We start from the raw sequence: 24,543 nt of genomic DNA, 5'->3' as shown, positions 1-24,543 counted from the left end.
GGTCACCCGTGCCACTCCTTGGCCAACAGCTCGTAGGAGTCGACCCGGTCGGCGTGTGCGTGGGTGATGGTGGTGATGAGCAGCTCGTCCGCGCCGGTGACGTCGCGCAGCGTCCGCAGCTGACGCGTCACGGTGCGGGGCGAGCCGGTGAACTGGGTGTCGACCCGGTCGGCCACCAGGTCGGCGTCCTCCTGCGTCCAGGTGTGCGCGGCGGCCTGCTCGGGGCTGGGGAACGGGATCGCGCCACGTCCGCTGCGGATGCTGTGCACCCAGAGGCCGTAGGGCGTGGCGAGGTGGCGTGCGGTGGCGTCGTCGGATGCGACGACCACGTCGGCGGAGACGACGACGTACGGCTCGGCCAGCGTCGCCGAAGGCCGGAACGCCGTCCGGTACGCCCGCACCGCGTCGAGCACGGTGGCCGGGCTGACGTGGTAGTTGGCGGCGAACGGCAGGCCGAGTCCACCGGCGAGGCGGGCGCTCTCTCCCCCGCTGCTGCCCAGCAACCACACCTGCACGTCGGCGCCCTCGCCGGGTGTCGCGTGCGCGTCGAGTCCGTCGGCGTCGCGGTAGTCGCCACGCAACAGGGCGAGCAGGTCCCCGACCTGCTCGGCGAAGGCCGGTGGCTGGGCACCCGGTTGTTGCAGCAGCGCCGCCTGCAGCGCGGCCCGGGGTGTGGCCAGGATCTTCGCGAACGAGAACGGCGGCGGGATGAGTAGTCCGTCGACCACCCGTGCCTCGACGGCGGTGGGCGGGGCGTCGGCGGCGAGTTCCCGGGCGGCCTCGGCACGGCGCTGACCGGAACGGCCGAGGCCGAGGTCGATCCGGCCCGGGTACAGGGCGTCGAGCGTGCCGAACTGCTCCACCACCGTCAGCGCGGTCTGGTGGCCGAGTTGGACCGCTCCCGAGCCGACCCGGATGTGGCGGGTGGCGGCGGCGACCTGCCCGATCAGCACCGTCGGGGCGGCGCTGGCCACTCCGGGGGCGAAATGGTGTTCGGCGAACCAGTACCGTCGGTATCCGAACTGCTCGGCGCGGCGGGCGAGGTCGATGGTGTTGCGCAGGGCCTCGCCGACGGTGCCGCCGGCGGGCACCGGGGACAGGTCGAGCACGGACAGTGGGGTCGATGACATGGTGTTCCCCGATTCGGCTCAGGCGGTGGCGACGGACGACGGTCGGTGCAGGGGACGGCTGGGGATCGCCCGACGCAGCGCCGGAGCGATCTCGGTCTGGAACAGTTCGAGGGTCTGCCGGTGCTGCCTGTCGGTGAGCCCGTCGGAGTCGGCCGGCAGATGGATCACCTCGTGGCCGAACCGCTCGTGGTAGCGCAGCACCTTGTCGATGATCTGTGCGGGGCTGCCGACCAGGATCGAACTGCGTTCGACGGCGTCCTCGAGGGTCTCGAAGACCGGTCGCAGGCCGGTCCTGCGCCACGCCGCGTTCCGGGCGTCGAAGATCGGCCGGTAGGTCTCGATCGCCTCCTGCGAGGTGCGCGCCGCGTAGTAGCCGGCGCTGCCGGCACCCACCAGGGCGTCGGCCGGGTCGTGACCGTAGTACGCCCAGCGCTCGCGGTAGTGCCGGATCAGTTGCGCGTACGGCTCGATCGGGTTGGTGACGTTGGCGGAGAAGAGCGGGTCGCCGTGGCGTGCCGCCAGGTCCACGGACTCCCGGCTGGTGGCACTACCGTGCCAGATCCGGATGGGTTGTTGCAGAGGCCGGGGCCAGGTCTCGGCGTCGACCAGCGGCGGCCGAAACCGGCCGGACCAGGTGACCCTTTCCTCCCGCCACAGCCGTCGGAACAGCTCGTAGCCTTCCCGGTTGCGCTCCCACTGGTCTTCCGCCGTGACGTGGAACAACTGGGCCTGGGCGGCACCGTTGCCCTTGCCGATGATCAGGTCCAGCCGGCCTCCGGACAGGTGGTCCAGGGTGGCGTAGTCCTCGTAGGCCCGTACCGGGTCCAGCAGGCTGAGCGTGGTGACCGCGGTGAACAGGCGGATGGTGGACGTGCGGGCGGCGATGTGGCTGAGCACCGCCGGCGGTGACGAGGAGATGAAGGGCCGTTCGTGGCGTTCACCGACGCCGTACCCGTCGAACCCCAGCTCCTCGGCGAGTACCGCGTGATCGACCACCTGACGGAACCGTTCGGTGGTGCTCCTGGACCGCCCGGTGACCGGGTCGGGCAGGTGGGTGATGAGGGTGATGAGGAGGAACTTCACACCGCCGCCCTCCGCAGGTGGCGACGTGCGGCGCCCAGACCGAGGTGCTCGCGCAGGGTGGTGCCGGTGTAGCGGGTGCGGAAGACCCCCTTCTCCTGCAGCAGTGGCACGACCCGGTCGACGAACTCGTCGAGGCCACCCGGGGTCAGGTGCGGCACCAGGATGAAACCGTCGGCGGCGTCGGCCTGCACGAAGTGGTTCATCCGCTCGGCGACCCGCTGCGGGGTGCCGACGAAGGACTGCCGGCCGGCGACCTCGATGATCAGATCGCGGATGCCCAGGTGCTTCTCCGTGGCGAGGGTCCGCCACTGGCGCGCGGTGGCGACCGGGTCGCCGTACCCGCTGGTCCGTCCCCGGCTGATCGCCGCGGCGGAGACGTCCGGATCGGTGGTGGGCAACGGCCCGTCGGGGTCGTATCCGGACAGGTCGCGGTTCCACACCTGCTCCAGCAGCAACAGGGCCGTCTGGGGGCTGAACTGCTGACGGCGGATGTGGTGGGCCTTCTCCTGGGCTTCGGCGTCGGTGTCGCCGAGGACGACCGACACCCCGGGAATGATCTTCAGATCGTCCGGCTCGCGACCGTGGCGGGCCAGCCGGGCCTTGACGTCGCGGTAGAACTCCTGCCCGGCGTCCAGCGTGCCGTGCCGGGTGAAGATCGCGTCGGCGCTGGAGGCGGCGAACTCCCGCCCGTCGGGAGAGTCCCCGGCCTGCAGGATCACCGGATGCAGCTGCGGGCTGCGCGGCACGGTGAAGTGGCCCGCGATGTCGAACTGGTCACCGCGGTGGCGGAAGGCCCCCGGATCTGCCGTGTTCAGGTACCGCCCACCGGCACGGTCACCGGCCACGGCATCGGCCGGCCAGGACTCCCAGAGCAGGCGGGCGGTGCGGACGAACTCCGCGGCCCGCACGTACCGCAGGGATCTGTCCAGGTAGCCGTCGCGGCGGAAGTTCTCCCCGGTGAAGGCGTCGGAGGTGGTGACCACGTTCCAGGCGGCCCGGCCCGCGGAGAGATGGTCCAGGGTGGCGAGTTGCCGGGCCAACTCGTACGGCTCCCGGAAGGTCGTGTTGAGGGTGCCGGCGAGCCCGAGATGGGTGGTGACGGCGGCCAGGGCAGCCAGCACGGTCAACGTGTCGGGGCGACCCACCACGTCCAGCTCGTGGATGCGGCCACGCTGCTCGCGCAGCCTCAGCCCTTCGGCGAGGAAGAAGAAGTCGAACAGCCCCCGCTCGGCGGTACGGGCCAGGTGGACGAAGGAGGCGAAGTCGATCTGACTGCCGGAGTCGGGGTCGCTCCACACCGTCGTGTTGTTCACGCCGGGAAAGTGCGCGGCGAGGATGATCTGCTTGGGCACGGAGACCTCCAGTGGTCAGGCGGGCGTCTCGGCGGCGTACCGGTTGGCCGGGCGGGGCAGGCCCAGCAGGTCGCGCAGCGTCCCACCGGGGTAGCCGGCGCGGAACAGGTTCCGCTCGCGTAGGGCGGGGACCAGCGCCCGGGTGATCGCGGTGAGGTCGTCGGGAAGCACGGCGGGGCGCAGCCGGAATCCGGCCAGACCGGTCCGGTGCCACTGCTCGATCAGGTCGGCGAGCTGCCCGGGGGTGCCGGTGAACGCGGTCGCGTCGGAGCGCCCGTCAGTGGTGGCCAGGCTGTCCAGGCGCGCCCGGCGCTGACGGGCCAGGGCCGGTGTCTGGTCGAGTAGGACGAGCAGGTCGGCGAGGATGCGCAGCGGTGGCCCGACGCGGCCGACGATCTCCTCGGCGGCCCGGATCTCGGCGACGATGGCCGCGGCGTGGGCGGCGTCGGCGGGGGTGACGAAGACGACGTCGGCGTGCCGGGCGGCGAAGGCGTACGGCAGCGAGGAGTGGGCGAGGACGGCCACCACCGGCTGGCCCTGTGGTGGGCGGGGAACGATGGACGGTCCCTTCACGGAGAACCACCGGCCGGTGAAGTCGATGTAGTGCAGTCGGTCCCGGTCGACGAACCGGCCGCTGGCGACGTCCCGGATCTCGGCGTCGTCCTGCCAGCTGTCCCAGAGTCGCCGGACGACCTCCACCGCGTCGCCCGCCTCGGCGAACAGGTCGCCGAGGATCCGTACCGTCGCCGGATCGTCGAGCTGGGCCGGATCCAGGTCGGGCAGGTCACGGCGGCCGACGTGGCGAGCCTCCGACCGGCGTACGGAGACCCGGGGCCGCCAGCCGGCCCTGCCACCACTGACGTGGTCGAGGGTGGCCACCGCGGTGGAGACGTGGAACGGTTCGGTGTGCGTGACACCGATGGTCGGGATCAGTCCGATGTGCTGGGTCAGCGGGGCGATCCGCGCGGCGACGAGCAGCGGATCCAGCCGCCCGCGCAGCTGGTCGGTGCGGCCGTCCGGTCCGTCGGCCGCACCTGGTGGCAGGGGGCTGCCGTCCTCCAGGGTGAGCAGGTCCAGCGCGGCGCGTTCGGCCTCTGCGGCCAGCGCCGCCCACCACTGGGGCGACAGCGCCGCGGTGGGGTCGGCGGGTGAGAGCCGCCAGGCGGCCGGGTGCCAGCCCAGTCCGTCGAGGGCCACGGCCAGCTGGACAGTGGGGTCGGGCATCGGTTGTTCCTCCTACGGTCGGCCGGCGGTGACGAGGTCGGGCAGCGCGTCGAGCAACGACCGGGTGTAGTCGTGGCGCGGGTAGGTGAAGACGTCACCGACCGGGCCGGCTTCGACGATGTCGCCGTCGTTCATGACCAGCACCCGGTCGGCGAGGTGATGCACGACGCCCAGGTCGTGGGAGATGAACAGCAGCGCGGTGCCGTCGGCGGCACGCAGCTCGGCCAGCAGGTCGAGAACCTGTGCCTGGACGGAGACGTCGAGGGCGGAGACCGGTTCGTCGCAGACGATCAGGCTGGGTCGGGGGGCGACAGCGCGGGCGATGGCGACGCGTTGGCGCTGGCCGCCGGAGAGTGACCGGGGGTGCCGGTCGCGTAGCTGCGGTCCGAGGCCGACGCGGCGCAGCAGGTCCACGACGTGGTCGGCGCGCGCGGCGCGGGTCAGTCCGGGATCCAGGTTCTCGGCGATCACCTGCCCGACGTCGTAGCGGGGGTCGAAGGAGCTCGTCGGGTCCTGCGAGATCACCTGGAGCCGGCGTCGGAGCGGACGCCGGTGCCGTTCCACCGCAGCGGACCACGGGGTTCGTTCGAAGGTGACCTCGCCGGTGTCGGGGGGCAGCAGACCGGCGACGATCCGGGCGAGGGTGCTCTTGCCGGAGCCGGACTCCCCCACCAGACCGAGGGTCTCGCCGCGGGAGATGGTGAACGAGACGTTCCGGACGACGGTGTGTCCGCCGTACCGCTTGGTCAGGCCGGCCGCGGTGAGCACGGTGTCGTCGGCGCGGACCGGTTCGCGGGCCGGCAGTGGGGCCTGGGCACGCACCGGGACGGTGCGGGACGGAGCGCCGTGGGCGGGCGTGCTCAGCCGACGGCCACGTGAGGAGGCCGATGGCACCGCGTCGAGTAGCTGCCGGGTGTACGGGTGGGACGGGGTGTGCAGTACCCGGCCGGCCGGTCCCTCTTCGACGACCTGACCGTCGCGCATGACCAGGATCCGGTCGGCGATCTGGCCGACGACGGCCAGGTCGTGGCTGACCAGCAGGAGGCTCAGGCCGGCGGCCCGGCGTTCGGCGAGCAGACCCAGGATCTGTGCCTGCACGGTGACGTCGAGGGCGGTGGTGGGCTCGTCGGCGATCAGCAGGGCCGGTTCCCCGGCTATCGCCGAGGCGATCAGGGCGCGTTGGCGTAGTCCGCCGGAGAGTTGGTGGGGGTACTGGTGGGACCGGCGTCGCGGTTCCGGCACGTGGACCTGGTCGAGCAGGTCGATGGTGCGGCCGGCGCGTTGCCGACGGTGGACGACGTGATGGGTGGCGAGGACCTCGGCGATCTCCGCGCCCACCGTGCGCAGCGGGTCCAGGGAGACCAGCGCGTCCTGGAGTACGAGGCCGGCGAGCCGGCCACGGATGCGCCGCCAGTCGCGGGGGCGGTGGCCGCGTACGTCCTGGCCGGCCAGTTCGAGGCGGGCGGCCGTGACGCGGGCGCCGGGACCGGGCAGCCCCACGAGGGTACGGACGGTGACGCTCTTGCCGGAGCCGGACTCACCGACGATCGCGACGCACTCGCCGCGTTCGACGGTGAGGTCGACCCCCCGTACGGCCCGCACCTCGCCGCCGGAGGTGGGGAAGGCGACGTGCAGGTCCTCGACAGCGACCAGCGGACTCATCGGCTCTGCCGCCCGTCGAAGCGGGACTGCCACTGCCGACCGAGGACGGTCGACGCCAGCACGGTCAGGGTGACCGCGACACCCGGCGGAATGCTGATCCACCAGCCCACCTGCAGGTAGTTGCGGCCCTCGGAGAGCATCGCGCCCCATTCCGGTGCGGGTGGTTGCGGTCCCATGCCGAGGAAGCTCAGGCCGGCGGCGGCGAGGACCGCCTCGCCGAGTCCGATCACGGCCAGCACCGGGACGGGGCCGAGGACGTTGGGCAGGACATGGCGTGCCACCAGCCGGGTCCGGGACAGGCCGAAGGTCACGGCCTGCTCGACGTAGCCGGCGCGGCGTACGAGCAGCGTCTGCGCGCGGACCACCCGAGCGTGGTGGGGCAGGGTGGCGATGCCGATGGCGACGACGAGGCTGGTGGTGCCGGGACCGACGATGGCGATGAGCAGCAACGCCAGCAGCAGCATCGGGAACGCGGAGAGCGCGTCGAAGGAGCGGCTGAGTCCCTCGTCGGCGATCCGTGGTGCGAGGCCGGCGAGCAGGCCGAGCAGCACTCCGGCGGTGACCGCGGTGGCGGTGGCGGCGACGCCGATGGTCAGTGAGTGCCCGGCGCCGTGCACCACCCGGGTCCACACGTCGCGGCCGAGGTGGTCGGTGCCGAGCCAGTGTGCCGCGCCGGGTGGGGCGATCACCGTGAGCGGGTCGGCGGCGAGGGGGTCGCCGGGGGCGAGCAGACTCGGCCGGACCGCGGCTACCAGCAGCAGGAGCAGAAACCCGCCGGCGGCCAGCGGGCCCGGTCGGAGCCGCCACCGGCGCCCGGCCGGATGGCCGGAATCGCCGTCGCGGGCGGTGGTGGGGCCGGCGGGCACGCCGGTCAGGGTCGCGGTCATCGTCAGCTCCTCCGCAGGCGCGGGTCGACGAGCAGGTACGCGAGGTCGGCGGCGGTGTTGAGCACCACGTAGACGGCGGCGGAGAGGGTCACCACAGCGAGCACGACCGGCATGTCCTTGCCGAGGACCGCGGCGAGGGTGACCTGGCCGAGTCCGGGACGGCCGAAGACCTGTTCGACGATGACGGCCCCGCCGAGCAGGATCCCGAACAGCCAGCCGGCCAGCGTAATCGTGGGCAGCAGCGCGTGCCGCAGGGCGTGCCGCAGCAGCACCGCGCTCTCCCGCGTTCCCCTGGCGCGGGCGGTCAGGACGAACGGTTCGTCCAGTGCGCGGTCGAGCGCGTCCCGCAGGATCTGGGCGAGCAGGCCCGCGATGGGCAGGGCGAGGGTGACGGCGGGGAGCACCAGGGCGGCGAAACCCTGGTCGCCAGCCACCGGGAAGAGACCCAGCCGGAACGAGAAGACGGTCAGCAGCACGATGCCGATGAGGAACGTCGGGGTGGAGACCAGCACCAGTTCCAGCCCGGAGCTGGCGCGCCGCAACCAGGGCCGACGACTGCCGGCGGTGGTGGTGGCGAGGACGAGGGCCAGCAGCACGCCGAGGCCGGCAGCGGTCCCCGCGAGGGTGACGGTGGCGGCGAGCTGCTCGCCGATCACCTCCGCGACGGGACGTTGCAGGAGGTAGGACCGGCCCAGGTCACCGCCGGCGAGACGGTGCAGGTAGTCGAGGTACTGGACGGCCGCCGGCCGGTCCAGGGCCCATTCGCTGATGATCTCGGCGCGGATCTGTGGAGTGTCGGCGCCGTCGCCGACGATGGCGTCGACGGTGTCCCCGGGCGCGGCCAGCAGCGCGAGGTAGGCGGCGCTGCTGGCGGCCCAGAGGACGACGAGGCCGGTACCGAGCCGGCGGGTCACGGCACGCAGGTGTGGCTGGCGCATGTCAGTTGCCGATCCACAGGTCGTAGGCGCTGGCCGGAACGCCCGCGGTGGGTTCGAACCGGACCCCGCCGACGGTGGTGCTGGCGGCGATCTGGTCGGCCGGTGCGTAGAGGGGCAGCAGCAGCGCCTGCTCGGTGACGACGCGTTGCTGCAGGTCGGCGTAGATCGAGGCGCGTCCGGCGGGGTCGGCGGTGGCCTGACCGGCTTCCAGCAGCTGGTCTATGCGCCGATCGTCGACCCTGGTCCGGTTGACGCCGCCCTGGCTGTGCAGCAGAAGGTTCAGTGCGACGCCCGCGTCGGTGTCGGCGCGGGAGTTGTCGAAGACCTCGTACTGGTTGCTGTCGAAGGCCTCCTGGGCGGTGCCCTGGTCGACCAGGGAGACCTTGAGGTCGATGCCGGCGCTGGCCTTGACGGCGGCCTGGATGGCCTGGGCCAGGACGTCGCGGCGGTCCCGGACGTACGGGGCGGCCTGCACCAGCCGGACGGTGAGCCGCCCGCCGTCCTTGACCCGGTAGCCGTCGGCGTCGCGCCGGGTCCAGCCGGCCTGGTCCAGTAGGGCGTTGGCGGTGGCCGCGTCGCCGCCGTAGCCGCCTTCGAGTCGCTTGTCGTACAGCGGACCCGACGGGCTGACGACGCTCCACGCCCGGACGGCGGTGTCGCGGTAGACGGACCTGAGCACGGTGTCGACCTCGACGGCTTCCTGGAAGGCCTGACGTACCCGCAGGTCGTCGAAGGGTGCCCGGGAGGTGTTGAAGTAGTAGGAGTAGGCCGATCCGGAGTTGAGCTGCCGGATCAGGCGCAGCCTCGGGTTGGCGGTGATCAACGGCTGGTCGGTGGCGGGCACACCTTCGACGAGCTGGACCTGACCGGAGGTGAGGGCGCCGATCCGGACGGCGGACTCCTTGAGGAACCGGTAGGTGATGCCGTCCAGGTGCGCGGGGCCGGTGTGGGTGGCCCCGGGCGGCGCCCGGTCGTAGTCGGGGTTGCGGGTGTAGTGCAGTTCCTGACCGGGCACGTACCGGTCCAGCACGAACGGGCCGGTGCCGGCGAGGTCCACACCGCCGGCCTTGAGGTTCTTCGCCTCCCGCAGTGATCTCGGGGAAACCTGCGCGCCCTGCGGAGACGCGAGGAAGTCGAGGATGAGCACGTCCGGTTCGGTGAGGGTGAAGCGCACCGTGCGCGGGTCCACCACCTCGACGGTGTCGAGATGGCGTAGCTGCACGGCGGCGACGGCCGGGGTGTACCCGGGTTCCCGGAGCTTGTCGATGTTGGCCTTGACGGCGGTGGCGTCGAACGGGGTGCCGTCGGAGAACGTGACCCCGTCGCGCAGGGTGAAGGTGTAGGAGCGACCGTCCGGTGTGGTCTGCCAGCCGGTGGCCAGCCAGGGCGCCAGTTTGCCCTGTTGGTCGTAGCCGAGCAGGGACTCGAAGGTGTTCCAGACCAGCAGGCGGGCTTTCGCCTGGGCGTACAGGTGCGGGTTGAGGGTGATCGGTTCGGTTTCCACGGCCCAGGTGAGGGTGCCGCCGGAGCGTGGTAGGCCGGCCGGTTCGGAGGCGGGCGCGGGGCCTGTGGAGCAACCGGCGGCGCCGGCGAGCAGGGTGGCGAGGGCGACGGCGGTCAGGGTACGCAGGCGGGGCGCGAGCATGCGGGAGTCTCCTGTCCAGGCAGGCGGAAGCGGGTACGGCGAGGCCCCTCGCGCCGGTGGCGCGGGTCAGGGTGCAGGAAAGGGGCGGTCGGCTCGACGGTGAGCCCCACCTCGGTGGGCCGGGGCAGACCCGTGGGAGTGGGTGCCGGTCAGCGCAGACAGGAGCTGGACCACACTCGACCGAAGTCGATGTGACCGCGGGTGGTCAACCGCAGCTCACTGGACATGAGATGAGTTCACTGCGCAGCGGTGGAGATGTCAACGAAAGCATCCACGGATGTCGTCTTTCGCACGCGTGGCCACCGATCCGTTGACCAATAAACTACTTTTCATATAGGGTTTATGGGTTTAAGCGCGGCTCGTGGACCCCGGGTACAAGCCACCCGCCGCTCCCCTTCGCGAGCCACGGTCAGTCCACGTCGAGCAGCACCTTGCCGGCCACCCGGCGCCCGAGCAACGCCGCCGCGGCCTCGTCGAGGTGCCGCCAGGAGCCGCGCCAGCCCACCGGCACCCGGAGCGCACCGTCACGCACGAGGCCCAGCAGGCACGCCAGGTCCGCACCGGGCGAGGCGACATCACCGAAGGACCGCAGGGACCGCGCCGCCCCGGGAGCGAAGGTGGAGTTCACCGGGAAGGTCGCGGGCTCCCCGGAGGCCCACCCGATGCTGTGCAGCACGCCGCCCGGAGACAACAGCCGCCAGGCGGCCGGCAGTACGACCCCACCCACCGTCTCGACGACCACGTCAACCTCGCCCGCGATGGCATCGATGCCGACCACGACCTCCTTCGCGCCGAGCGACGCCAGACCATCCGCCCGACTGGCGGATCCGACCACCGCGATCACCTCGGCACCCTGGCTGCTTGCCAGTTGCACGGCGATGCGGCCCACTCCCCCGGACGCGCCGGTCACCAGCACGCGCCGCCCGCGAAGTGGCCCGGTGGAGCGCAGCGCACGGAGGGCGGTCACCCCGACGGTCGGCAGGACAGCCAACTCGGCGACGTCCATCCCGCAGGGGATCTCGGCGACGGCGCCGACATCGACGGCCATCCGGTGTGCCCAGGCACCGGCACCGAGGGCGATCACCCACGCACCGACGCGCGGGCCGGTACCCGTGGTGGCGGCTCGTAGCACGCGCCCGACAGCGTCATGCCCGAGCACGGTCCCGGCCGGAAACGCGCGGGCATAGCGGACCTCGCCGTGGTTGACCGACACGTGTTCAACGGCGATCAGGACCTGGCTGGGGCCCGCGACCGGATCGGGAACCTCGTCCGGCCGATAGCCGGGGCCTGCGTCAGGGGTGGCGATGATCGCACGCATGAAACTCCTACAGACGATCCGGAACGGCGGTCGCTGATCGCCGCCGCGAGCGGGGCCTGCGCCGCCGACCCGCACAGCGAAACCGGCCACCGGCGGCGACACCGGCCCGCCGCGACTGGTCAGGCCGCGCGGCGAGCAGGCGGTTCGAGGTACTCGGCCAGGCCCGCGTACCGGCCGCGGTGGTAGAGCAACGGCGAGCCGACGACGGCCTGCTGCAGCAGTTCCGGCTCGGCGAGGACGATGGCGTGGTCGCCGACGGTCACCCGTTCCACCACCCGGCACAACAGCCAGGCCAGCGTGTCCTCGATCAGCGGTACCCCCTCGGGACCGACCCGCCAGCGGGTCGGCGCGGCGAACCGATCGACCCCGCTGGTCGCGAACGTCCGCGCCAGATCCTGCTGGTGGTGGCCGAGCAGGTGAACCCCCACGTGCCGGCTGCGGGACACGGTCGGCCAGCTCGACGACCGAAGGTCGAGGCAGAACGAGACGACCGGTGGATCCAGGGACACCGAGGTGAACGACGTGGCGGTGAAGCCGACCGCCGGATCGCCGGATGCGGTGACCACGGTGACGGTGCTGGCCTGATGGCGCAGCAACCCGCGCAGGGCCTGCGCGTCGGCGTCGACCAACGTGGGGCTGTCAGCGGACTGGGGCATGGTCTTCCTTTCCGAGGGCAACCGGGCCGTCAGCGCGCAGCAGGGGCAGCAGTTGGTCGCCCTGGCGCGTGACCTCCCGTAGGTAGGGCGTGTCGGAGAGCACGAAGTGGGTGACGCCGAGCGACTGGTACCCGCGCAGTGCCGCCGCCCGTGAAGGTGTCGGGCCGGCCCCAGCCGGTGCCGATGAGCGCGCCGCCCCACCCGTGTTCCTCCACCGCCTGCGCCTGCCTGGTGAGGGTGTCGAGGCTGTTGTGGTCGTCGACGATGTCGTCGCCACGGTGCCCGGGCTCTACCTGGTTCGGGATGTACCAGAGGAATTCGGCGCTCATCAGCGGAGCAGCCGTGGTGCGTGGCGGACGGCGTGCTCGGCGACGTCACGGCCGAGTTCGACCCCGACCTCGTCGGCGGTACGGGTGTGGATCCCCGACCAGACGCGGGCGTCGACGTTGTCCAGGGTCGGACCCCGCCAGTCATGGTAGGTCCGGGTGGCACCTGGCTGGCTGGGGCTGTCGATCGTGTACGGCTGTCGGGCCCGTGGCCCCACCAGTGCGGTGAGCACCTGCTCCGCGGCGCCGGAGTAGGTGTTGTGTCCGCTCGGGTAGTCCGGGTGGGCGGGCGTGGTGTGCAGTGGCGTCCAGTCGGGATCGGTGTCGGCCCGCAGGGCGGTGACCGGTCGCCAGCGCAGGTAGGCGTACTTGGCGTCGGAGGTCGCGATCTGGGTGTCGACGAGGGCGACGTGGAAGATGGCCACGAGGCCTGCCCGCCGGGCGACCGGATGGGTGGACTGCGCGAGCGCGGCGCGCAGGATCCCGGTGTAGAGCGTCAGCGAGGAACCGAGCCAGAAGGTGGCCGTGTCGGTCTGTTGCGGTGTCCGTACCACGCTGTCGGCGGCGCCGTACGCGCGGACCTCGGCCAGGTCCGTCCGGTATCGCTTCGAGGTCAGGGCCGGCGGTGGACCGGGCCGGTAGCGGTCCACCCGGTCGAGCAGGAACGGCGTGGCGAGGCGGTTGCCGGCCTGCTGGGCGGTGCCGAAGCTCGGCGGGGTGGGTTGCCAGATCCCGGGCCGTGGTTCGGGCGTGGGATAGGCGGGGTTGACCGAGGCGGGATCGAGACCGTCACCGGTGCGCTGGGCCAGCAACGATCGCGCCTGCGCCTGGCCGGCGGCGATGCCCCGCTCCTCGGCCCGTCCGTCGGGGATCCGGCGCAACGTGGCCTGGAGTGCGGCGTCGAGCGTCGGGGCAGCCTCGGGTGTCAGGTTGCTCAGCGCGGTGTGGACCGCGGACGCGAGCGCGGCGTCCTGGTAGTGGCGCGCGGTGCCGACCGGCGCGGTACGCACGGCGCGGGTGGCGGCGAGCCAGCTGATCGCCCAGGCCCGGCTGTTGGTGACCTGGGGGCGGGTACTGGTGGCGATGGCGGCCGCGGTGACGTCGTACCACTGCAGGGCGGTGTCGACCTTCGCGGCGGCGGCAGCCGGTGCGGTGGCGGATACGCCGGCGAGCAGCGCGGCGGCGACGATCCCGGCCAGGCCACGGTGCCGGGATCCTACGGTCAGCAGGGTCATGACGTGGTTGCACCTTTCGGAGAGGGGGCGAGCACGCGCCGGGCAGGTGTGGGCGGGGCACGACATGGAAGGTGACACCGGTACCGGGACGCCGCCGGTCGTCGTCGAGTCGGCGGCGCGGGGCGGGAACGGATCAGAGGTGGGCGCTCAGCGGCAGCAGCCGCGCGCACTGGTCCAGCCACGACAGCAACCCCGCGACACCGCGACCGCGGTGGCGTCGAGCGGGGTTGCCTGGCTGGCCATATCGGTAGCCTAACCGGCAAAACCTACAGACTAAATAGGGATTTCAGTCAATGGGACGCCGGCCGGCTCCGCAGAAGAGCCGCCACGACCGGGGTCGTCGCGGCGAGCCACTCCGCGTAGGCCGCAGGATCGTCGTACCGACGGTCGATCACGAACAGGCCGCGTCCGGCCACGGTCGCACCGATCTCGGTGAGCACCGGGCGCAGGGTGAGTTCCGCGGCCAGGTGATGCTGCGGCGCGGCCCCGACCAGCAGCGGAACAGCGATCCCGCGCAGCCCCGTCCCGGTGGCGAACCGATCGAGGAAGAGCTTGAGCAGCCCCGTGTAGGTGCCCTTGTAGGTGGGGCTCGCCACCACCACGAGGTCAGCCGCACCGATCTCGGCCACCAGGGCGGCCACGCCGGGGTCGTCCCAGTCCAGCAGCGCCGGGCCCAGGGTCGCGAGATCGACGGTCAGCTCCGGCTCGCGGCCGGTGAGCTGCCGGGCGACGTAGTGCGCCGCGGCGAGGGTGCGGCTGGCCGGCCGGGGGTTGCCGACCACGACGGCGACCCGGGCGCTCACCCCGCCACCGACCTCTCGGCCACCGGTGCCGCAGCGAAGGGTACGACCGGCGCCGCGTGTCGCACGGGCGCCGGGTGCTGCCAGAGACCGCGACGGGACAGCTCGGGCAGCACACCCTCACCGAAGCGGTACGCCTCCTCCAGGTGCGGGTAACCGGAGAGCACGAACTCGGTGACACCCACCTCGACGTACTGTTCGATGAGGTCGGCGACCTGCCGGTGGTCGCCGACGAGCGCGGTGCCGGCGCCGCCACGCACCAGCCCCACACCGGCCCACAGGTGGGGATGGATCTCCAGCCCGTCCTTGGTGCCGCCGTTGAGGGCGAGCATCCGGCGCTGCCCCTCGGACTCACTACGCCGCAGGCCCGCCTGGACCTGGCGGATCTGCTCCGCGGAGATGCCGGCCAGCAGACGGTCAGCCTCCGCCCAGGCCTCCTGCGCGGTGTCCCGGGCGATGGTGTGCACCCGCAGGCCGAAGGAGAGGGCCCGGCCCTGCCGATCGGCGAGTTCACGAACCCGGCGTACCTTCTCGGCGACCGCGGCCGGCGGTTCACCCCAGGTCAGGTAGACGTCGACGTGTCGGGCGGCCACCTCCAGGGCCGCCGGCGACGATCCACCGAAGTAGATCCGCGGCACGGGGTCGGGAAGCTGGGTCAGGACCGCCTCGGCGAGCTGGAAGTGCCGTCCGCGCACGTCGACGGGTTGCCCCGTCCAGAGCGCGCGGACGATCTCCAGGAACTCCCCGGTCCGCTGGTAACGGGCGTCCTTGTCGAGGAAGTCGCCGTACATCCGTTGTTCGTGGCTCTCGCCGCCGGTGACCACGTTGAGCAGCAACCGGCCGCCGGAGAGGTTCTGGAAGGTGGCGGCCATCTGGGCGGCGAGGAACGGCGAGGTGAGACCGGGGCGGAACGCGACGAGGAACTTCAGCCGTGCCGACAGGCTGCTCAGCATCGCGGTGGTGATCCAGGCGTCCTCGCACCACGCACCGGTGGGGGTCAGGGCGGCCTCGAAGCCCAGTTGCTCGGCCGAGCGGGCGATCTGCCCGAGGTAGGCCACGGAGGCAGCCCGGGCGCCCACGTCGGCCGGGGTGCCGTGGCCGCCGCCGACGATCTGCCGGCCGTCGCCGCCGTTGGTAGGCAGGAACCAGTGGAACTGCAGAGCGGTCATCGGCTCACACCTGTCCGTGGCTGGGGGGCGGGGTGCCGTCGACGACCCAGCGGCCGAGGTGCTGGAGCTTCCACGCCGCCGGATCGTGCAACGTGTGGGTGCGCGCGTTACGCCAGTGCCGGTCGAGGTGGTGCGTGGCGCTGGCGGACCGGGTGCCGGCCACCTCGAAGAGCCGGCTGCTCGCCTGCAGGGCCGCGTGGGTGGTGGCGGCCCGCGCCGCGGCGACAGCCAGCGACGCGTCCGTCGCGGACCGGGCGGTCAGGTCGGCGCTGGCCCGGTCGATGGCCCGGGCAGCCTCGGCCAGCAGGGCCTCGCTTGCGCGTACGGCCAGTTCCATCTCCCCGAAGGCGTGCACCACGAGGGGATCGTCGGCCGCCCGATCGACGTTCGCGTCCGGGTAGGGTCGGCTCCGGTGGCGGACGAACCACGCCGCGTCGGTCAGGGCCGCCCGTGCGATGCCGGCGTCGATCGCGGCATGCAGCACCTGCGCGAACGCGCCGTAGGTCTGCGGCTGATCGAAGGTCACCGCGTACGGGGTGATGAGCTCGTCGGGCACCGGCACGTCCTGCAGGACGACCGACCCGCTGGCGGTGGTGCGCTGGCCCAGCCCGTTCCAGTCGTCGACGACGTCGACGCCCCCGGCGTGCCGGTCGACCCAGGCGACGTGCAGCGGCCCGTCCGGCCCGAGGTGGGCGAGCACGGGGATCCGGTGTGCCAGCAGGGCGCCGGTGGCGTAGAACTTGCGGCCGTTGAGTCGCCACCACCCCGGGCCGTCGGCGGTCAGCGTGGTCTTGATCTCGCGTACGTGTAGGGTGCCGGCCTCGGACTGCGCGTTGCCGAAGCGGCGGCCGGCCAGCACCTCACCGAAGAGAAGCTTCTGTTGGCCGTCGGTGCCCCGCAGACGCAGCTGGTTGACATAGACGAAGTGGCTGTGCGGAATCTGGCCGATGTTGGGGTCACCGGCGGACAGCAGCCGGAACACCTCCGCGACCGTCTCCGTCGGCAGGTCGGCCCCGCCGTGCCGGGCCGGGACGGTGATCGCCAGCAGCCCGGCCGCGCTGATCTGGTCGACCTCGGTCAGCGGCAGGACGCGCCGCGCGTCGCGGTCGGCCGCGTCCCGGGCGAACCCGGCGGCGAACTCGGCGGCGAGGGCGACCGCCTCGGCCGAGGAAAGGACGGCAACGTTCGTCATACCCGCCCCCACCGGACGACGGTGCGAACCCGCCGGGGGCACCGGCTGTCCTCCCGGACGACGATCCGGTCGTTCCTTGAGCGCGTCCAGCGCGCCGAACGGTTCCTTGAGCAGTTGCTGCGCCATCCAGACCCACACATGAGGCGAAGTCTACTGAACCTATAGGAGAAATGGGAGGTGCGGGATGGCGTCTGGGCAGCTCAGCGCCGACCGGTCGACCAGCGCGACGGTGAGCTCCGAGGAAGCGTCCACCCGATGGCCGCCGTGCAGCTGTTCTGCGCCCCGTACGCAGGCGGCGGATCGACGGTGCACCAGCAGTGGCCGGAGGGTGAAGCAAGGTGGCGTCGGCGCTGGTCGTGCCGCCGGCGACCCCAGCGCCGATCTCGCGAGGACCAGTCAGCGCGGCCGAGGAGGTCAGACCGGCACGCGCTCCGAGCAGTGGATGATCGGGGCGGGCGGGAGCCAGGAGAAGAACTTGGTGTTGCAGATCGCCACCGTACTGACGTCCTCGTACCAGTTGGCAGTGTTGGCGGTGCCGGAGCCGGCAGTCAGCGTCAGCTCGGTGCCACTCGGAAACCTGACGTAGACATCGGTCCAGCTGTAGTCCGGACTGCCGTACACCCAGCCCCAACTCGCCGCGCCGTTACCGGGGCAGTTGTCGATCTGCACCTGCGCACCGCCGAACAGGAACGTGCGGGCGCAGCCTGCCATTGCCGGAGATGCGGGGATGATCACCAACGCGGAGATCGCAAGCACGAGACTGGCGAGGAGACCGGCATACCGGCGGTACTGCTCCTTGCGCACATCCCACGCCGAGCGGGACACCAGAGTCTTCACGCATCCTCCACACCACACCGTGATCGGCCGTCACACCCTGCCCAGACGGCAATCGGCCACTGTTGCCAATCTATTAACTTCGATCCACTGCAGGCAGGGCGCGTTTGTCCGGCTTTCCGCTCGGCCCCACCAGAACCCGGTCGATCGACTGGATCGCCTGCGGGGCCGACGACTCCCCCAGCGCCTGCGCCACCAGCACACGCAGCCGTCCGGCGTTGCACTGGCCCACACCCCCGCAGGAGGCCGCATCACCGTGACGCCCCGGGCCGTCGACACCTGCGCCGAACTCGTGATCACCGACACCGGCGAGGGTTTCGACCAGACGGATGCCCGACGGATCTTCGACCGGTTCCACCGCGGCGCAGCCTCCGGAGACCGCCGGTTCGGCCTGGGACCGGCCCTGCTCCAGGAGGTCGTCACGAGCCACCACAGCACGATCGCGGCCGAGGGCCATCCAGCCCAGGGCCCCCGCTTCACGGTGCGCCTACCTGCGACGCGGCTCGCCGATCACCACGGGTGGCTCTTCGCGGATCAGGGACCTCTGGACACGGCAAGTCAAAGCCGGCACGTAGGTTCCCGGAGTGCGACCGGGCTACTCAGCTCTAACCCCAGCGGCTGCCGGGGGGCTGCGGCACCCCCGAGAGGATCCTGCGCTAAGCTGTACCGGCTGTCGCAGGGGGAAGCCCACGCGGCGCATCGGGACGTGGCGCAGCTTGGTAGCGCACTTGACTGGGGGTCAAGGGGTCGTCGGTTCGAATCCGGCCGTCCCGACGGCGAGAGGGTTTCCGCAGGTCACAGACTTGCGGAGACCCTCTTTTCATTGCTCGGCATGGATGCCTGGTCTAGCACGCCGCTGTTGGACCCCTTGACTCGGGCAGGTGCCGAATGCCGCTTCTCGATCTTTCCAAGCTCTCCGTCGGGCTGTCCCGGACCTGGTCCGGGTACCTGCGGGACTGGGACCGGTCGCTACGGGCCGGGAACTACCCCCAGACCACCCGCTACAACTACCTCCTGGCCGCCGCGCAGCTCGGCCGGTACCTCGCGGAACACTCGCCGGACCCGGACGCCGAGGAGGCCGCCGAAGACCCGTGCGCGGTGACTCGGGGACACGTGGAGGCCTTCCAGGCCTGGATGATCCAGACCCGGTCGGCATCGACCGCGTTGAACAAGCACAAGGGCCTGCAGCAGTTCTTCAAATGGCTGCTCATCGACGAACAGGCCATCGACCGGACGCCGATGGACCGGGTCCGGCAGCCCAAGACCCCGCGCAAGCTGATCCCGGTCATGGGCGACGAAGACACCAGCAAGCTCCTGAACGCCTGCAAGGGCAAGGGCTTCACCAACCTGCGCGACGAAGCGCTGATCCGGTTGTACTGCAACACCGGCGCCCGCCTGTCAGAGGTTGGCAACCTCCTGGTCGCCGACCTGGACCTGAACACCGAGTCGGTACGCTTCCACGGCAAGGGCGCCAAGGACCGGCGGGTGAGGTTCGGGCCCAAGACCGCCCGGGCGCTGTCGCGGTATCTACGGGCCCGGGACAAACACAAGGGCGCTGACCTGCCAAACCTGTGGCTCGCCGCACGGGGACAGGCACCGTTGACGCCAAACGGCATCAAGATCTTGCTCAAGCGGTTGGGCAAGGCCGCCGGGGTGCCGGACGTACACGCCCACCGGTGGCGGCACAACTTCGCCCACGAGTGGAAGCGCGCCGGGGGCGACACCGGGGACCTGATGCTCCTGCTGGGCTGGACCTCCGAGGACATGCCCCGCCACTACGGTGCCAGCGCGGCGGCCGAACGGGCCCAGGAGACGCAGGCACGGCTGGGCATCGGCGAGCGGGTGTAAGCCCGGCGACTGGCGCGGCACCCAGGGCGATTGCGTGGTCGACTGACGGGCCGCGGATCAAGGATTCGAGACGAGTTCGACCTCTCATTCATGCAAAACGTGAAAACCCCGTCCGGGTCCAGCCTCAGCATCTGGTAGGCCAACCGTGAGGAAGAGGGAATCCCTGGCCGGGAACAGGATGACCCGACAAGCGAAGGGGTGACCGCGATCAGCCACCCCGCAGCCCTAGAAGGGACTGCGGGGTGGCTGCCACGTCAGATGAAGCTACGACCCTGAAAACGGCCAGTCAAGACCGTCGAGTTATTGACCTTTACGCTCACCGGGGCGCTTTATTATTAGATACGTCGCCCAGGGCAGCAACGCGGTAGAACCGAGGAAGAAACTGACATCCCGATCAAATATCCCTCCGACCCAAAGTAAAGGCGAAAGCGCCCAGAGCGAAAATCCTACACCCAATAAGATCCAGCCGATTCTCGTCACTTTCACGCCCTCGTTACCTGTGCAGGAAACATACGCCCTCGATCGCCCAACCGGCCCAACCCGCCCTTCCGGCTAGACGCGCCCCTCGCCACCCCCACTTTGCCGCAGCCGCTCCATAACCCATGGCGCCACCTGCCCAACCCAGAGACGGGCCACTGGTGTAGACCCGGCAGGCACGTTTGACGCTACGGTTCATGGAGCGACCGACCCTGGCATGGTAACTGTTGCGTCCGCAGTTGCTGCCCGACGTTCCAGACCAGCAGGACCGATTCGCTCGGTAATTGCGACTCGAGAAGCGTGCGGCATTTCGAGTGGCACGTCCCGCGCGTTGCGCCTTATTGTAGGTCCGGCAAGCCCACCTGGCCCATCTCGAGCATCTCCGCTTGCCGTCCAGGTCGGTCGCGTTGACGGGATCGGCGCAGGTGTACTCGTATGCGTTGCAGCTTCCACCATAGATCGGGTCGATCTGAAGGAATCGCCCCAGCGCCGGGCTGTATAGACGCACACCCATGAGAATGCTGTCGCCCAGCGCCTCGCTGGAACGCTGCTTACCACCCAGCCATCCGTAACGCTGATTGGATTGTGCCGCCATCGGCATGCCGAACTCGTCGTAATCGAACAACTCCGGTTCAGTCATGGTGACATCGATGGCTACCGCGACATCGCCGTGCAGGTTTGTCAACTGGAGGACCACATCACCGGCCGCAAATGTCGTTGCTGCGAGGTCACCGTCCGGGCCGCACACGTTACGAGCGACGCTGCCGGTCGAGCCATCGCCAACCCACGCCACCTCGTCGGAGTCGTCACCGTAGTGGTTCACCTTGGCTATTGCGTCACCCCACTCCTCATCCACCAGCGTTTCCGTGGTTGACGACCGGAAACGAAGCGCAGGGTCCAGAAACCAGGTCTGGCGCGAGTCACCGAGTTGCTGCCGCTGCACCAAGTCGTTGGCAAAGTAGGAGTTACTCAACCCGCCTGGAATTTCGCTTGTACGGCCAAATGCATCGTAGACGTATCCAGCGTTGGTCAGGCGGTCGGCAGTATCGTAGCCAGCCTGCTCGTACTCGGCGCCGGTGTCCTGTTGGCACTCGCCGCCCTCGCCTGGGGAGTAGGCCCATACGTCGCGCCGGTTGTAGCGGTCGTCGTAGCGGTAAGTTCGGGTGACGCAACCCTCGGTCAGGGCGGTGTCGTGTTGCGTGCGCGTCAGGCGACCCAGCCGGTCGTACCGATGCTGCTTGCTACCACCGGTGTACGTATGGTTCACCCACTGGCTCGTAGTGTTCTCCACCACCGATTCAGAGTAGATGACTTCGCCGTCGGAGTCGCGGGTGTAGGTCCGCTCCACCGGCTGCAGGTTCGCGTCCAAGCGGTCCGTGCGGGTCAGTCCGCCGGGGTAGGTCATCTCAGTCAGATGTCCGTCGGGTGAGTACTTGGCGGCGAAGGCTCCGGCAACACTATCGGTCACGTTGGTCAGCAGGCCGCGCGGCTCGGCCGTCCTGTCGTAGGCGTATGTCTTGTGCCCGGCAGGGTCCGACACCTTCACCTGGTTGCCGAAACGGTCGAACTCCGTCACGGTCGTCGCCCCGTCGGCATCGGTGTACGACACCAGCCGGCCGAGGTTGTCGTACTGCTGACTGATGGTGCCGGTTCCCATCGTGGTGGCGACTTGTCCGTTCTCCGGGTGGTAGGTGGTCGTGATCGTGCCGACTGCCGCCCCTTCGTCGGAGACGATCGCGTTGCTGGTCGTCCGTCCCGCCGTGTCGTAGGCCGTGGTGGTGGTTCGGGTTTTGCCGGCCGCAGTTTCGGTCACGACGGCTTCGTTGGCGTAACGGTTGTAGGCGGTAACCCGCCGGACCGGCAAATGGGTGGCCATCCTTGCCGGATCATGTCCGGTGACCGCCCCTGCTGCACGCGTAAGGCATGGCTGCCCAGCCCACTCCGGCCGGTTGCCGCAGGCGCTGTCCGACCCGTTCGCCCCTGCCGTGTAGTAGATGGTCTCCCGTGTCTTCGCATCGCTTCCCGTTGAGCCGACCTCCAGCAGCTTGATTACCCGCCCCGCAGCATCGTGGACGGTGTGGGAGGTGAGGTTCTCGCCGCCGGTGACGGCGTCAACCGTCCGACTGGTGGCCTTCTTCAACGTCCAACCGGACACCCCTCCATGAGCGGCCTGGTAACTGGTCTTGGTGACCCGTACGTCGGCGTCGGGGTAGCCGTCGATCTGCATGCCCTTCGTTTCCCGGGTGGCTGCGCTCCTCCACCGCCCATTCGGTCACCGCCGACGCGGGCTCAAGGAACGGCATCGGGTAACACGCGACCCTGGTCTCGTCGTCCTCCAACAGCACCGGCGTACCCACCGCCGCCGTGCCCACCCGCACGTGGACCCCGGCGCGTTCCAACAACCGGGAGCCAACCCCCAGCCGGGCCGGCGAATCATGGTTCCCCGCGATGACCACCACCGAGGTCCCCGCTTCCACCACCAGCCGGGTCTGCGCCTGGTCCCACAGACCGACAGCGTCAGGCGGTGGCACCGCCCGGTCGTAGAGGTCACCGGCGATAAGCACCGCATCGACCCGTTCACTGCGGGCGACGTCCACCAGGTGATCGACGAACGCCTGATGGGCATCGTGCAGGCTGAGGCCGTGCAGCTGACGACCCAGATGCCAGTCCGAGGTGTGAAGGAAACGCACGAGCGGTGACGCTAGGACACCCATCGACCGCCGCACATCAACCCAGCCGACCACAGTCCCGTCCGAAAATCGAGCGTGTCCGGGCAGTCCGAACACGACGGTTCTGGTATCCCGCGCCAGGAAAACGTAGCAAGCCCACCGGTTCACCTCGCCAGCAGCGCGACGGGTTGTCGGTTAGGCCCTGTGTCGAAGTTGGTCACAGCCACTCGTTGATCGCGGCGATGTGCACGGTGGCCTCGTAGCGCACGGCGAGCTTGTCGAAGCGGGTCGCCACAGCGCGGTTGCGCTTGAGTCTGTTGATGCCGCACTCGACTGCGTGGCGCTGCTTGTACCGCTGCGGGTCGAAGGCCGGTGGCCGGCCGCCCTTCGACCCCTTCTTACGTCGGTTGGCGTCCTGGTCGGCCTTGCTCGGGATGGTCGCGGCGATCCCGCGTCGGCGCAGGTAGGCCCGGTTCGCTTTCGAGGTGTAGGCCCTGTCGGCCAGGACCCGGTCCGGGCGGGTCCTGGGTCGGCCGGTCACCAGGCGGGGAACGCGGATGGCGGCCAGGACGGGGATGAACTGCGGGCTGTCGCCGCGCTGCCCGGCAGTCAGCACCATGGCGAGGGGCTTCTGCCCTTGCTCGCAGCCCAGGTGCAGCTTCGTGGTCAGCCCACCGCGGGAGCGGCCGAGCGCGTGGTCGGCCGGTTCGACGGTGACGCCGCCGGGTGGTTCGGCCTGCAGATCCCCCTTTTCCTCGCCCCGGCCGCGTGCTGGTGAGCGCGGGCGCTGGTCGAGTCCACGGACACGTCCCAGGTGATCCTGCCGGCCGCGTCGGCGAGGGCCTGCAACGCCGTCAGGACCTGCTGCCAGGTGCCATCGCGCTGCCAGCGGCGGAACAGGGCATACACCGCCGACCAGGACCCGTACTGCGGCGGCACGTCCCGCCACGGGGCACCCACCCGGATCCGCCACCGGATCCCATCGATCAACTGCCGCCTACTCCATGACGACGGTCGACCTGGCCGCTTACCCGCAGGCAGCAACGGCTCCAGCACCGCCCACTGCACGTCGGTCAGGTCGAACCGCCTCGTCACCGCTAGGGTGTCCACGAGGTCTCCGGTTTTCAGGTTCTGCTTGGTCGCTGAACCATCTACCGGAGGCCTCACTCTTTTTCGATCTCCGACACGCGAAGATCCTCAAACCAGCTCAAGCCCTGGCACCGACTTCGACACAGGCCCTAGTCGACAGAGGCTGCTGCGGTGTTGATCCAGCCGGCATGATCCAGCTTCGTGAGGGGGCGATGCAGGTCGCCACCTACCGGCCGGCAGTTCACGAGCGCACGACGAGAGCCAACCCGAGCGCCCACGTTTCGACGCTCACCGAGCAGAGAAGATCGGGTACGGCCACTTCCCGGTGATCACCAATGCCGCATCGTCATCAGTCCATCGCTGTTCTGCCACCCTCGGCGTCGGCAGTGAAGGTCCAATTGGGCGGAGGTTGGCCGGCGGCGCCCCGGACGGCTTGGGGTTCCACCTGACCGGACTCACCTTGGTCAGCGCTCTCACCAGCACAGATGCACAACCGCCGGTCCGCTGCAAAAATGGCACCAGCAGGCGCATCGACACCTACCCTGACCTGCAACTTAAGGTTCGGGTCGCTCATCGTCCCTGGAGGGATCGCAACATGTCGGAGACCAGGGCGCTCGCCAGATTCTCGACGTCGCTCATCGTCCCTGGAGGGATCGCAACGTGGCCCAGAGCTGGCCGTGGGCGGGCACCGCGTCGAGTCGCTCATCGTCCCTGGAGGGATCGCAACGTGGCCCAGAGCTGGCCGTGGGCGGGCACCGCGTCGAGTCGCTCATCGTCCCTGGAGGGATCGCAACAAATCGTAGGAGGGGTCGGCCCCGTCCAGGTCGAGGGTCGCTCATCGTCCCTGGAGGGATCGCAACACGTAGAGCTTCGTGGCCCCGATCGGCTGCTGCGTACGTCGCTCATCGTCCCTGGAGGGATCGCAACGTGTGCTCCGGGTCCCATCCCCAGGGGGTGCGGCAGGTCGCTCATCGTCCCTGGAGGGATCGCAACGGTCATCTCGGCGAGC

At 70.4% G+C, this 24,543-nt stretch carries 19 protein-coding genes, 1 tRNA gene and 1 pseudogene; 3 read left to right on the top strand and 18 right to left on the bottom strand.

Features of this window, described 5'->3' with window-relative positions; translation table 11 throughout:
- Positions 1 to 2: 2 nt before the first annotated feature.
- The 15 genes from ACN28G_RS08555 to ACN28G_RS08485 all read right to left on the bottom strand — a co-directional run bounded on the left by ACN28G_RS08555 (position 3) and on the right by ACN28G_RS08485 (position 17,454).
- The gene (locus ACN28G_RS08555) at positions 3 to 1,130 is read right to left on the bottom strand and encodes an MsnO8 family LLM class oxidoreductase (RefSeq protein ID WP_421478848.1); all 1,128 of its coding nucleotides are present in this window, start codon (positions 1,128 to 1,130) and stop codon (positions 3 to 5) included.
- A gap of 18 nt (positions 1,131 to 1,148) precedes the next feature.
- The gene (locus ACN28G_RS08550) at positions 1,149 to 2,213 is read right to left on the bottom strand and encodes an LLM class flavin-dependent oxidoreductase (RefSeq protein WP_421478847.1); all 1,065 of its coding nucleotides are present in this window, start codon (positions 2,211 to 2,213) and stop codon (positions 1,149 to 1,151) included.
- Entirely contained in the window at positions 2,210 to 3,565 is a 1,356-nt protein-coding gene (locus ACN28G_RS08545; RefSeq protein ID WP_421478846.1) for an NtaA/DmoA family FMN-dependent monooxygenase, read from the bottom strand. The genes ACN28G_RS08550 and ACN28G_RS08545 overlap by 4 nt, the downstream gene beginning before the upstream one ends.
- 15 nt (positions 3,566 to 3,580) lie before the next feature.
- Positions 3,581 to 4,789: an LLM class flavin-dependent oxidoreductase gene (locus ACN28G_RS08540; RefSeq protein WP_421478845.1), complete on the bottom strand. Its 1,209-nt coding sequence runs from the start codon at positions 4,787 to 4,789 to the stop codon at positions 3,581 to 3,583.
- Positions 4,790 to 4,801: 12 nt separating this feature from the next.
- The gene (locus ACN28G_RS08535; protein WP_421478844.1) at positions 4,802 to 6,451 is read right to left on the bottom strand and encodes a dipeptide ABC transporter ATP-binding protein; all 1,650 of its coding nucleotides are present in this window, start codon (positions 6,449 to 6,451) and stop codon (positions 4,802 to 4,804) included.
- A complete protein-coding gene (locus ACN28G_RS08530; protein ID WP_421478843.1) occupies positions 6,448 to 7,338 on the bottom strand; it encodes an ABC transporter permease in 891 nt (296 codons plus the stop codon). The genes ACN28G_RS08535 and ACN28G_RS08530 overlap by 4 nt, the downstream gene beginning before the upstream one ends.
- A 2-nt stretch (positions 7,339 to 7,340) precedes the next feature.
- Positions 7,341 to 8,276: an ABC transporter permease gene (locus tag ACN28G_RS08525; protein ID WP_091436970.1), complete on the bottom strand. Its 936-nt coding sequence runs from the start codon at positions 8,274 to 8,276 to the stop codon at positions 7,341 to 7,343.
- A gap of 1 nt (position 8,277) precedes the next feature.
- A complete protein-coding gene (locus tag ACN28G_RS08520) occupies positions 8,278 to 9,921 on the bottom strand; it encodes an ABC transporter substrate-binding protein (protein ID WP_421478842.1) in 1,644 nt (547 codons plus the stop codon).
- A 409-nt stretch (positions 9,922 to 10,330) separates the two neighbouring features.
- Positions 10,331 to 11,239 carry a zinc-binding dehydrogenase gene (locus tag ACN28G_RS08515; protein ID WP_421478841.1) on the bottom strand — a complete coding sequence of 303 codons (909 nt, stop codon included), beginning with the start codon at positions 11,237 to 11,239 and terminating at the stop codon, positions 10,331 to 10,333.
- Between the two features lie 119 nt (positions 11,240 to 11,358).
- Positions 11,359 to 11,895, bottom strand: a complete 537-nt coding sequence (locus ACN28G_RS08510) for a flavin reductase family protein (protein ID WP_421478840.1) — start codon at positions 11,893 to 11,895, stop codon at positions 11,359 to 11,361.
- Positions 11,896 to 12,223: 328 nt separating this feature from the next.
- Positions 12,224 to 13,456, bottom strand: coding sequence for a vanadium-dependent haloperoxidase (locus tag ACN28G_RS08505; RefSeq protein ID WP_091436963.1), 1,233 nt, complete (start codon positions 13,454 to 13,456; stop codon positions 12,224 to 12,226).
- A 290-nt stretch (positions 13,457 to 13,746) separates the two neighbouring features.
- Positions 13,747 to 14,259, bottom strand: coding sequence for an NADPH-dependent FMN reductase (locus ACN28G_RS08500; RefSeq protein WP_421478839.1), 513 nt, complete (start codon positions 14,257 to 14,259; stop codon positions 13,747 to 13,749).
- The gene (locus tag ACN28G_RS08495) at positions 14,256 to 15,425 is read right to left on the bottom strand and encodes an LLM class flavin-dependent oxidoreductase (RefSeq protein ID WP_421478838.1); all 1,170 of its coding nucleotides are present in this window, start codon (positions 15,423 to 15,425) and stop codon (positions 14,256 to 14,258) included. Before ACN28G_RS08495 ends, ACN28G_RS08500 begins: the two co-directional genes overlap by 4 nt.
- 4 nt (positions 15,426 to 15,429) lie before the next feature.
- Entirely contained in the window at positions 15,430 to 16,617 is a 1,188-nt protein-coding gene (locus ACN28G_RS08490; RefSeq protein WP_421478837.1) for an SfnB family sulfur acquisition oxidoreductase, read from the bottom strand.
- Positions 16,618 to 17,031: 414 nt separating this feature from the next.
- Positions 17,032 to 17,454 carry a hypothetical protein gene (locus tag ACN28G_RS08485; protein WP_139135644.1) on the bottom strand — a complete coding sequence of 141 codons (423 nt, stop codon included), beginning with the start codon at positions 17,452 to 17,454 and terminating at the stop codon, positions 17,032 to 17,034.
- Between ACN28G_RS08485 and ACN28G_RS08480 the strand changes: the two are divergent.
- The 3 genes and pseudogenes from ACN28G_RS08480 to ACN28G_RS08470 form a co-directional block, all read left to right on the top strand.
- Positions 17,345 to 17,890: pseudogene (locus tag ACN28G_RS08480) on the top strand (ATP-binding protein); the annotation flags it as partial. The gene ACN28G_RS08485 and the pseudogene ACN28G_RS08480 sit on opposite strands and share 110 nt — an antisense overlap.
- A 261-nt stretch (positions 17,891 to 18,151) precedes the next feature.
- Positions 18,152 to 18,225: transfer RNA gene (locus ACN28G_RS08475), tRNA-Pro, on the top strand.
- A gap of 114 nt (positions 18,226 to 18,339) precedes the next feature.
- Complete coding sequence (locus ACN28G_RS08470) at positions 18,340 to 19,299, top strand: tyrosine-type recombinase/integrase (protein WP_091436954.1); 960 nt, start codon at positions 18,340 to 18,342, stop codon at positions 19,297 to 19,299.
- Positions 19,300 to 19,792: 493 nt separating this feature from the next.
- Here the strand turns inward: ACN28G_RS08470 and ACN28G_RS08465 are convergent, their stop codons facing one another.
- The 3 genes from ACN28G_RS08465 to ACN28G_RS08455 all read right to left on the bottom strand — a co-directional run bounded on the left by ACN28G_RS08465 (position 19,793) and on the right by ACN28G_RS08455 (position 23,573).
- Positions 19,793 to 22,003 (bottom strand): RHS repeat-associated core domain-containing protein, encoded by a 2,211-nt coding sequence (locus ACN28G_RS08465; RefSeq protein WP_421478836.1) that lies wholly within the window; start codon positions 22,001 to 22,003, stop codon positions 19,793 to 19,795.
- Positions 21,888 to 22,562, bottom strand: a complete 675-nt coding sequence (locus ACN28G_RS08460) for a metallophosphoesterase family protein (protein ID WP_421478835.1) — start codon at positions 22,560 to 22,562, stop codon at positions 21,888 to 21,890. The genes ACN28G_RS08465 and ACN28G_RS08460 overlap by 116 nt, the downstream gene beginning before the upstream one ends.
- A 100-nt stretch (positions 22,563 to 22,662) precedes the next feature.
- A protein-coding gene (locus tag ACN28G_RS08455; RefSeq protein ID WP_421480882.1) for an IS5 family transposase occupies positions 22,663 to 23,573 on the bottom strand; the annotation gives its coding sequence in 2 pieces (ribosomal slippage) (positions 22,663 to 23,144 and positions 23,144 to 23,573; 912 coding nt in all).
- Positions 23,574 to 24,543: the final 970 nt, after the last annotated feature.

The sequence above is a fragment of the Micromonospora sp. WMMA1923 genome (assembly GCF_049179195.1).
Classification (GTDB): domain Bacteria; phylum Actinomycetota; class Actinomycetes; order Mycobacteriales; family Micromonosporaceae; genus Micromonospora; species Micromonospora yangpuensis.
The sequence above is the reverse complement of the archived record's forward strand: the minus strand, read 5'-3'. Positions and strand labels throughout refer to the sequence as shown.

What these genes read in the sequence shown, in the direction of transcription:
- ACN28G_RS08525 (WP_091436970.1), bottom strand. Translation starts at nt 8,276, where the DNA reads ATGCGCCAGCCACACCTGCGTGCCGTGACCCGCCGGCTCGGTACCGGC.
- ACN28G_RS08535 (WP_421478844.1), bottom strand. Translation starts at nt 6,451, where the DNA reads ATGAGTCCGCTGGTCGCTGTCGAGGACCTGCACGTCGCCTTCCCCACC.
- ACN28G_RS08515 (WP_421478841.1), bottom strand. Translation starts at nt 11,239, where the DNA reads ATGCGTGCGATCATCGCCACCCCTGACGCAGGCCCCGGCTATCGGCCG.
- ACN28G_RS08540 (WP_421478845.1), bottom strand. Translation starts at nt 4,789, where the DNA reads ATGCCCGACCCCACTGTCCAGCTGGCCGTGGCCCTCGACGGACTGGGC.
- ACN28G_RS08520 (WP_421478842.1), bottom strand. Translation starts at nt 9,921, where the DNA reads ATGCTCGCGCCCCGCCTGCGTACCCTGACCGCCGTCGCCCTCGCCACC.
- ACN28G_RS08505 (WP_091436963.1), bottom strand. Translation starts at nt 13,456, where the DNA reads ATGACCCTGCTGACCGTAGGATCCCGGCACCGTGGCCTGGCCGGGATC.
- ACN28G_RS08510 (WP_421478840.1), bottom strand. Translation starts at nt 11,895, where the DNA reads ATGCCCCAGTCCGCTGACAGCCCCACGTTGGTCGACGCCGACGCGCAG.
- ACN28G_RS08470 (WP_091436954.1), top strand. Translation starts at nt 18,340, where the DNA reads ATGCCGCTTCTCGATCTTTCCAAGCTCTCCGTCGGGCTGTCCCGGACC.
- ACN28G_RS08465 (WP_421478836.1), bottom strand. Translation starts at nt 22,003, where the DNA reads ATGCAGATCGACGGCTACCCCGACGCCGACGTACGGGTCACCAAGACC.
- ACN28G_RS08530 (WP_421478843.1), bottom strand. Translation starts at nt 7,338, where the DNA reads ATGACCGCGACCCTGACCGGCGTGCCCGCCGGCCCCACCACCGCCCGC.
- ACN28G_RS08490 (WP_421478837.1), bottom strand. Translation starts at nt 16,617, where the DNA reads ATGACGAACGTTGCCGTCCTTTCCTCGGCCGAGGCGGTCGCCCTCGCC.
- ACN28G_RS08495 (WP_421478838.1), bottom strand. Translation starts at nt 15,425, where the DNA reads ATGACCGCTCTGCAGTTCCACTGGTTCCTGCCTACCAACGGCGGCGAC.
- ACN28G_RS08555 (WP_421478848.1), bottom strand. Translation starts at nt 1,130, where the DNA reads ATGTCATCGACCCCACTGTCCGTGCTCGACCTGTCCCCGGTGCCCGCC.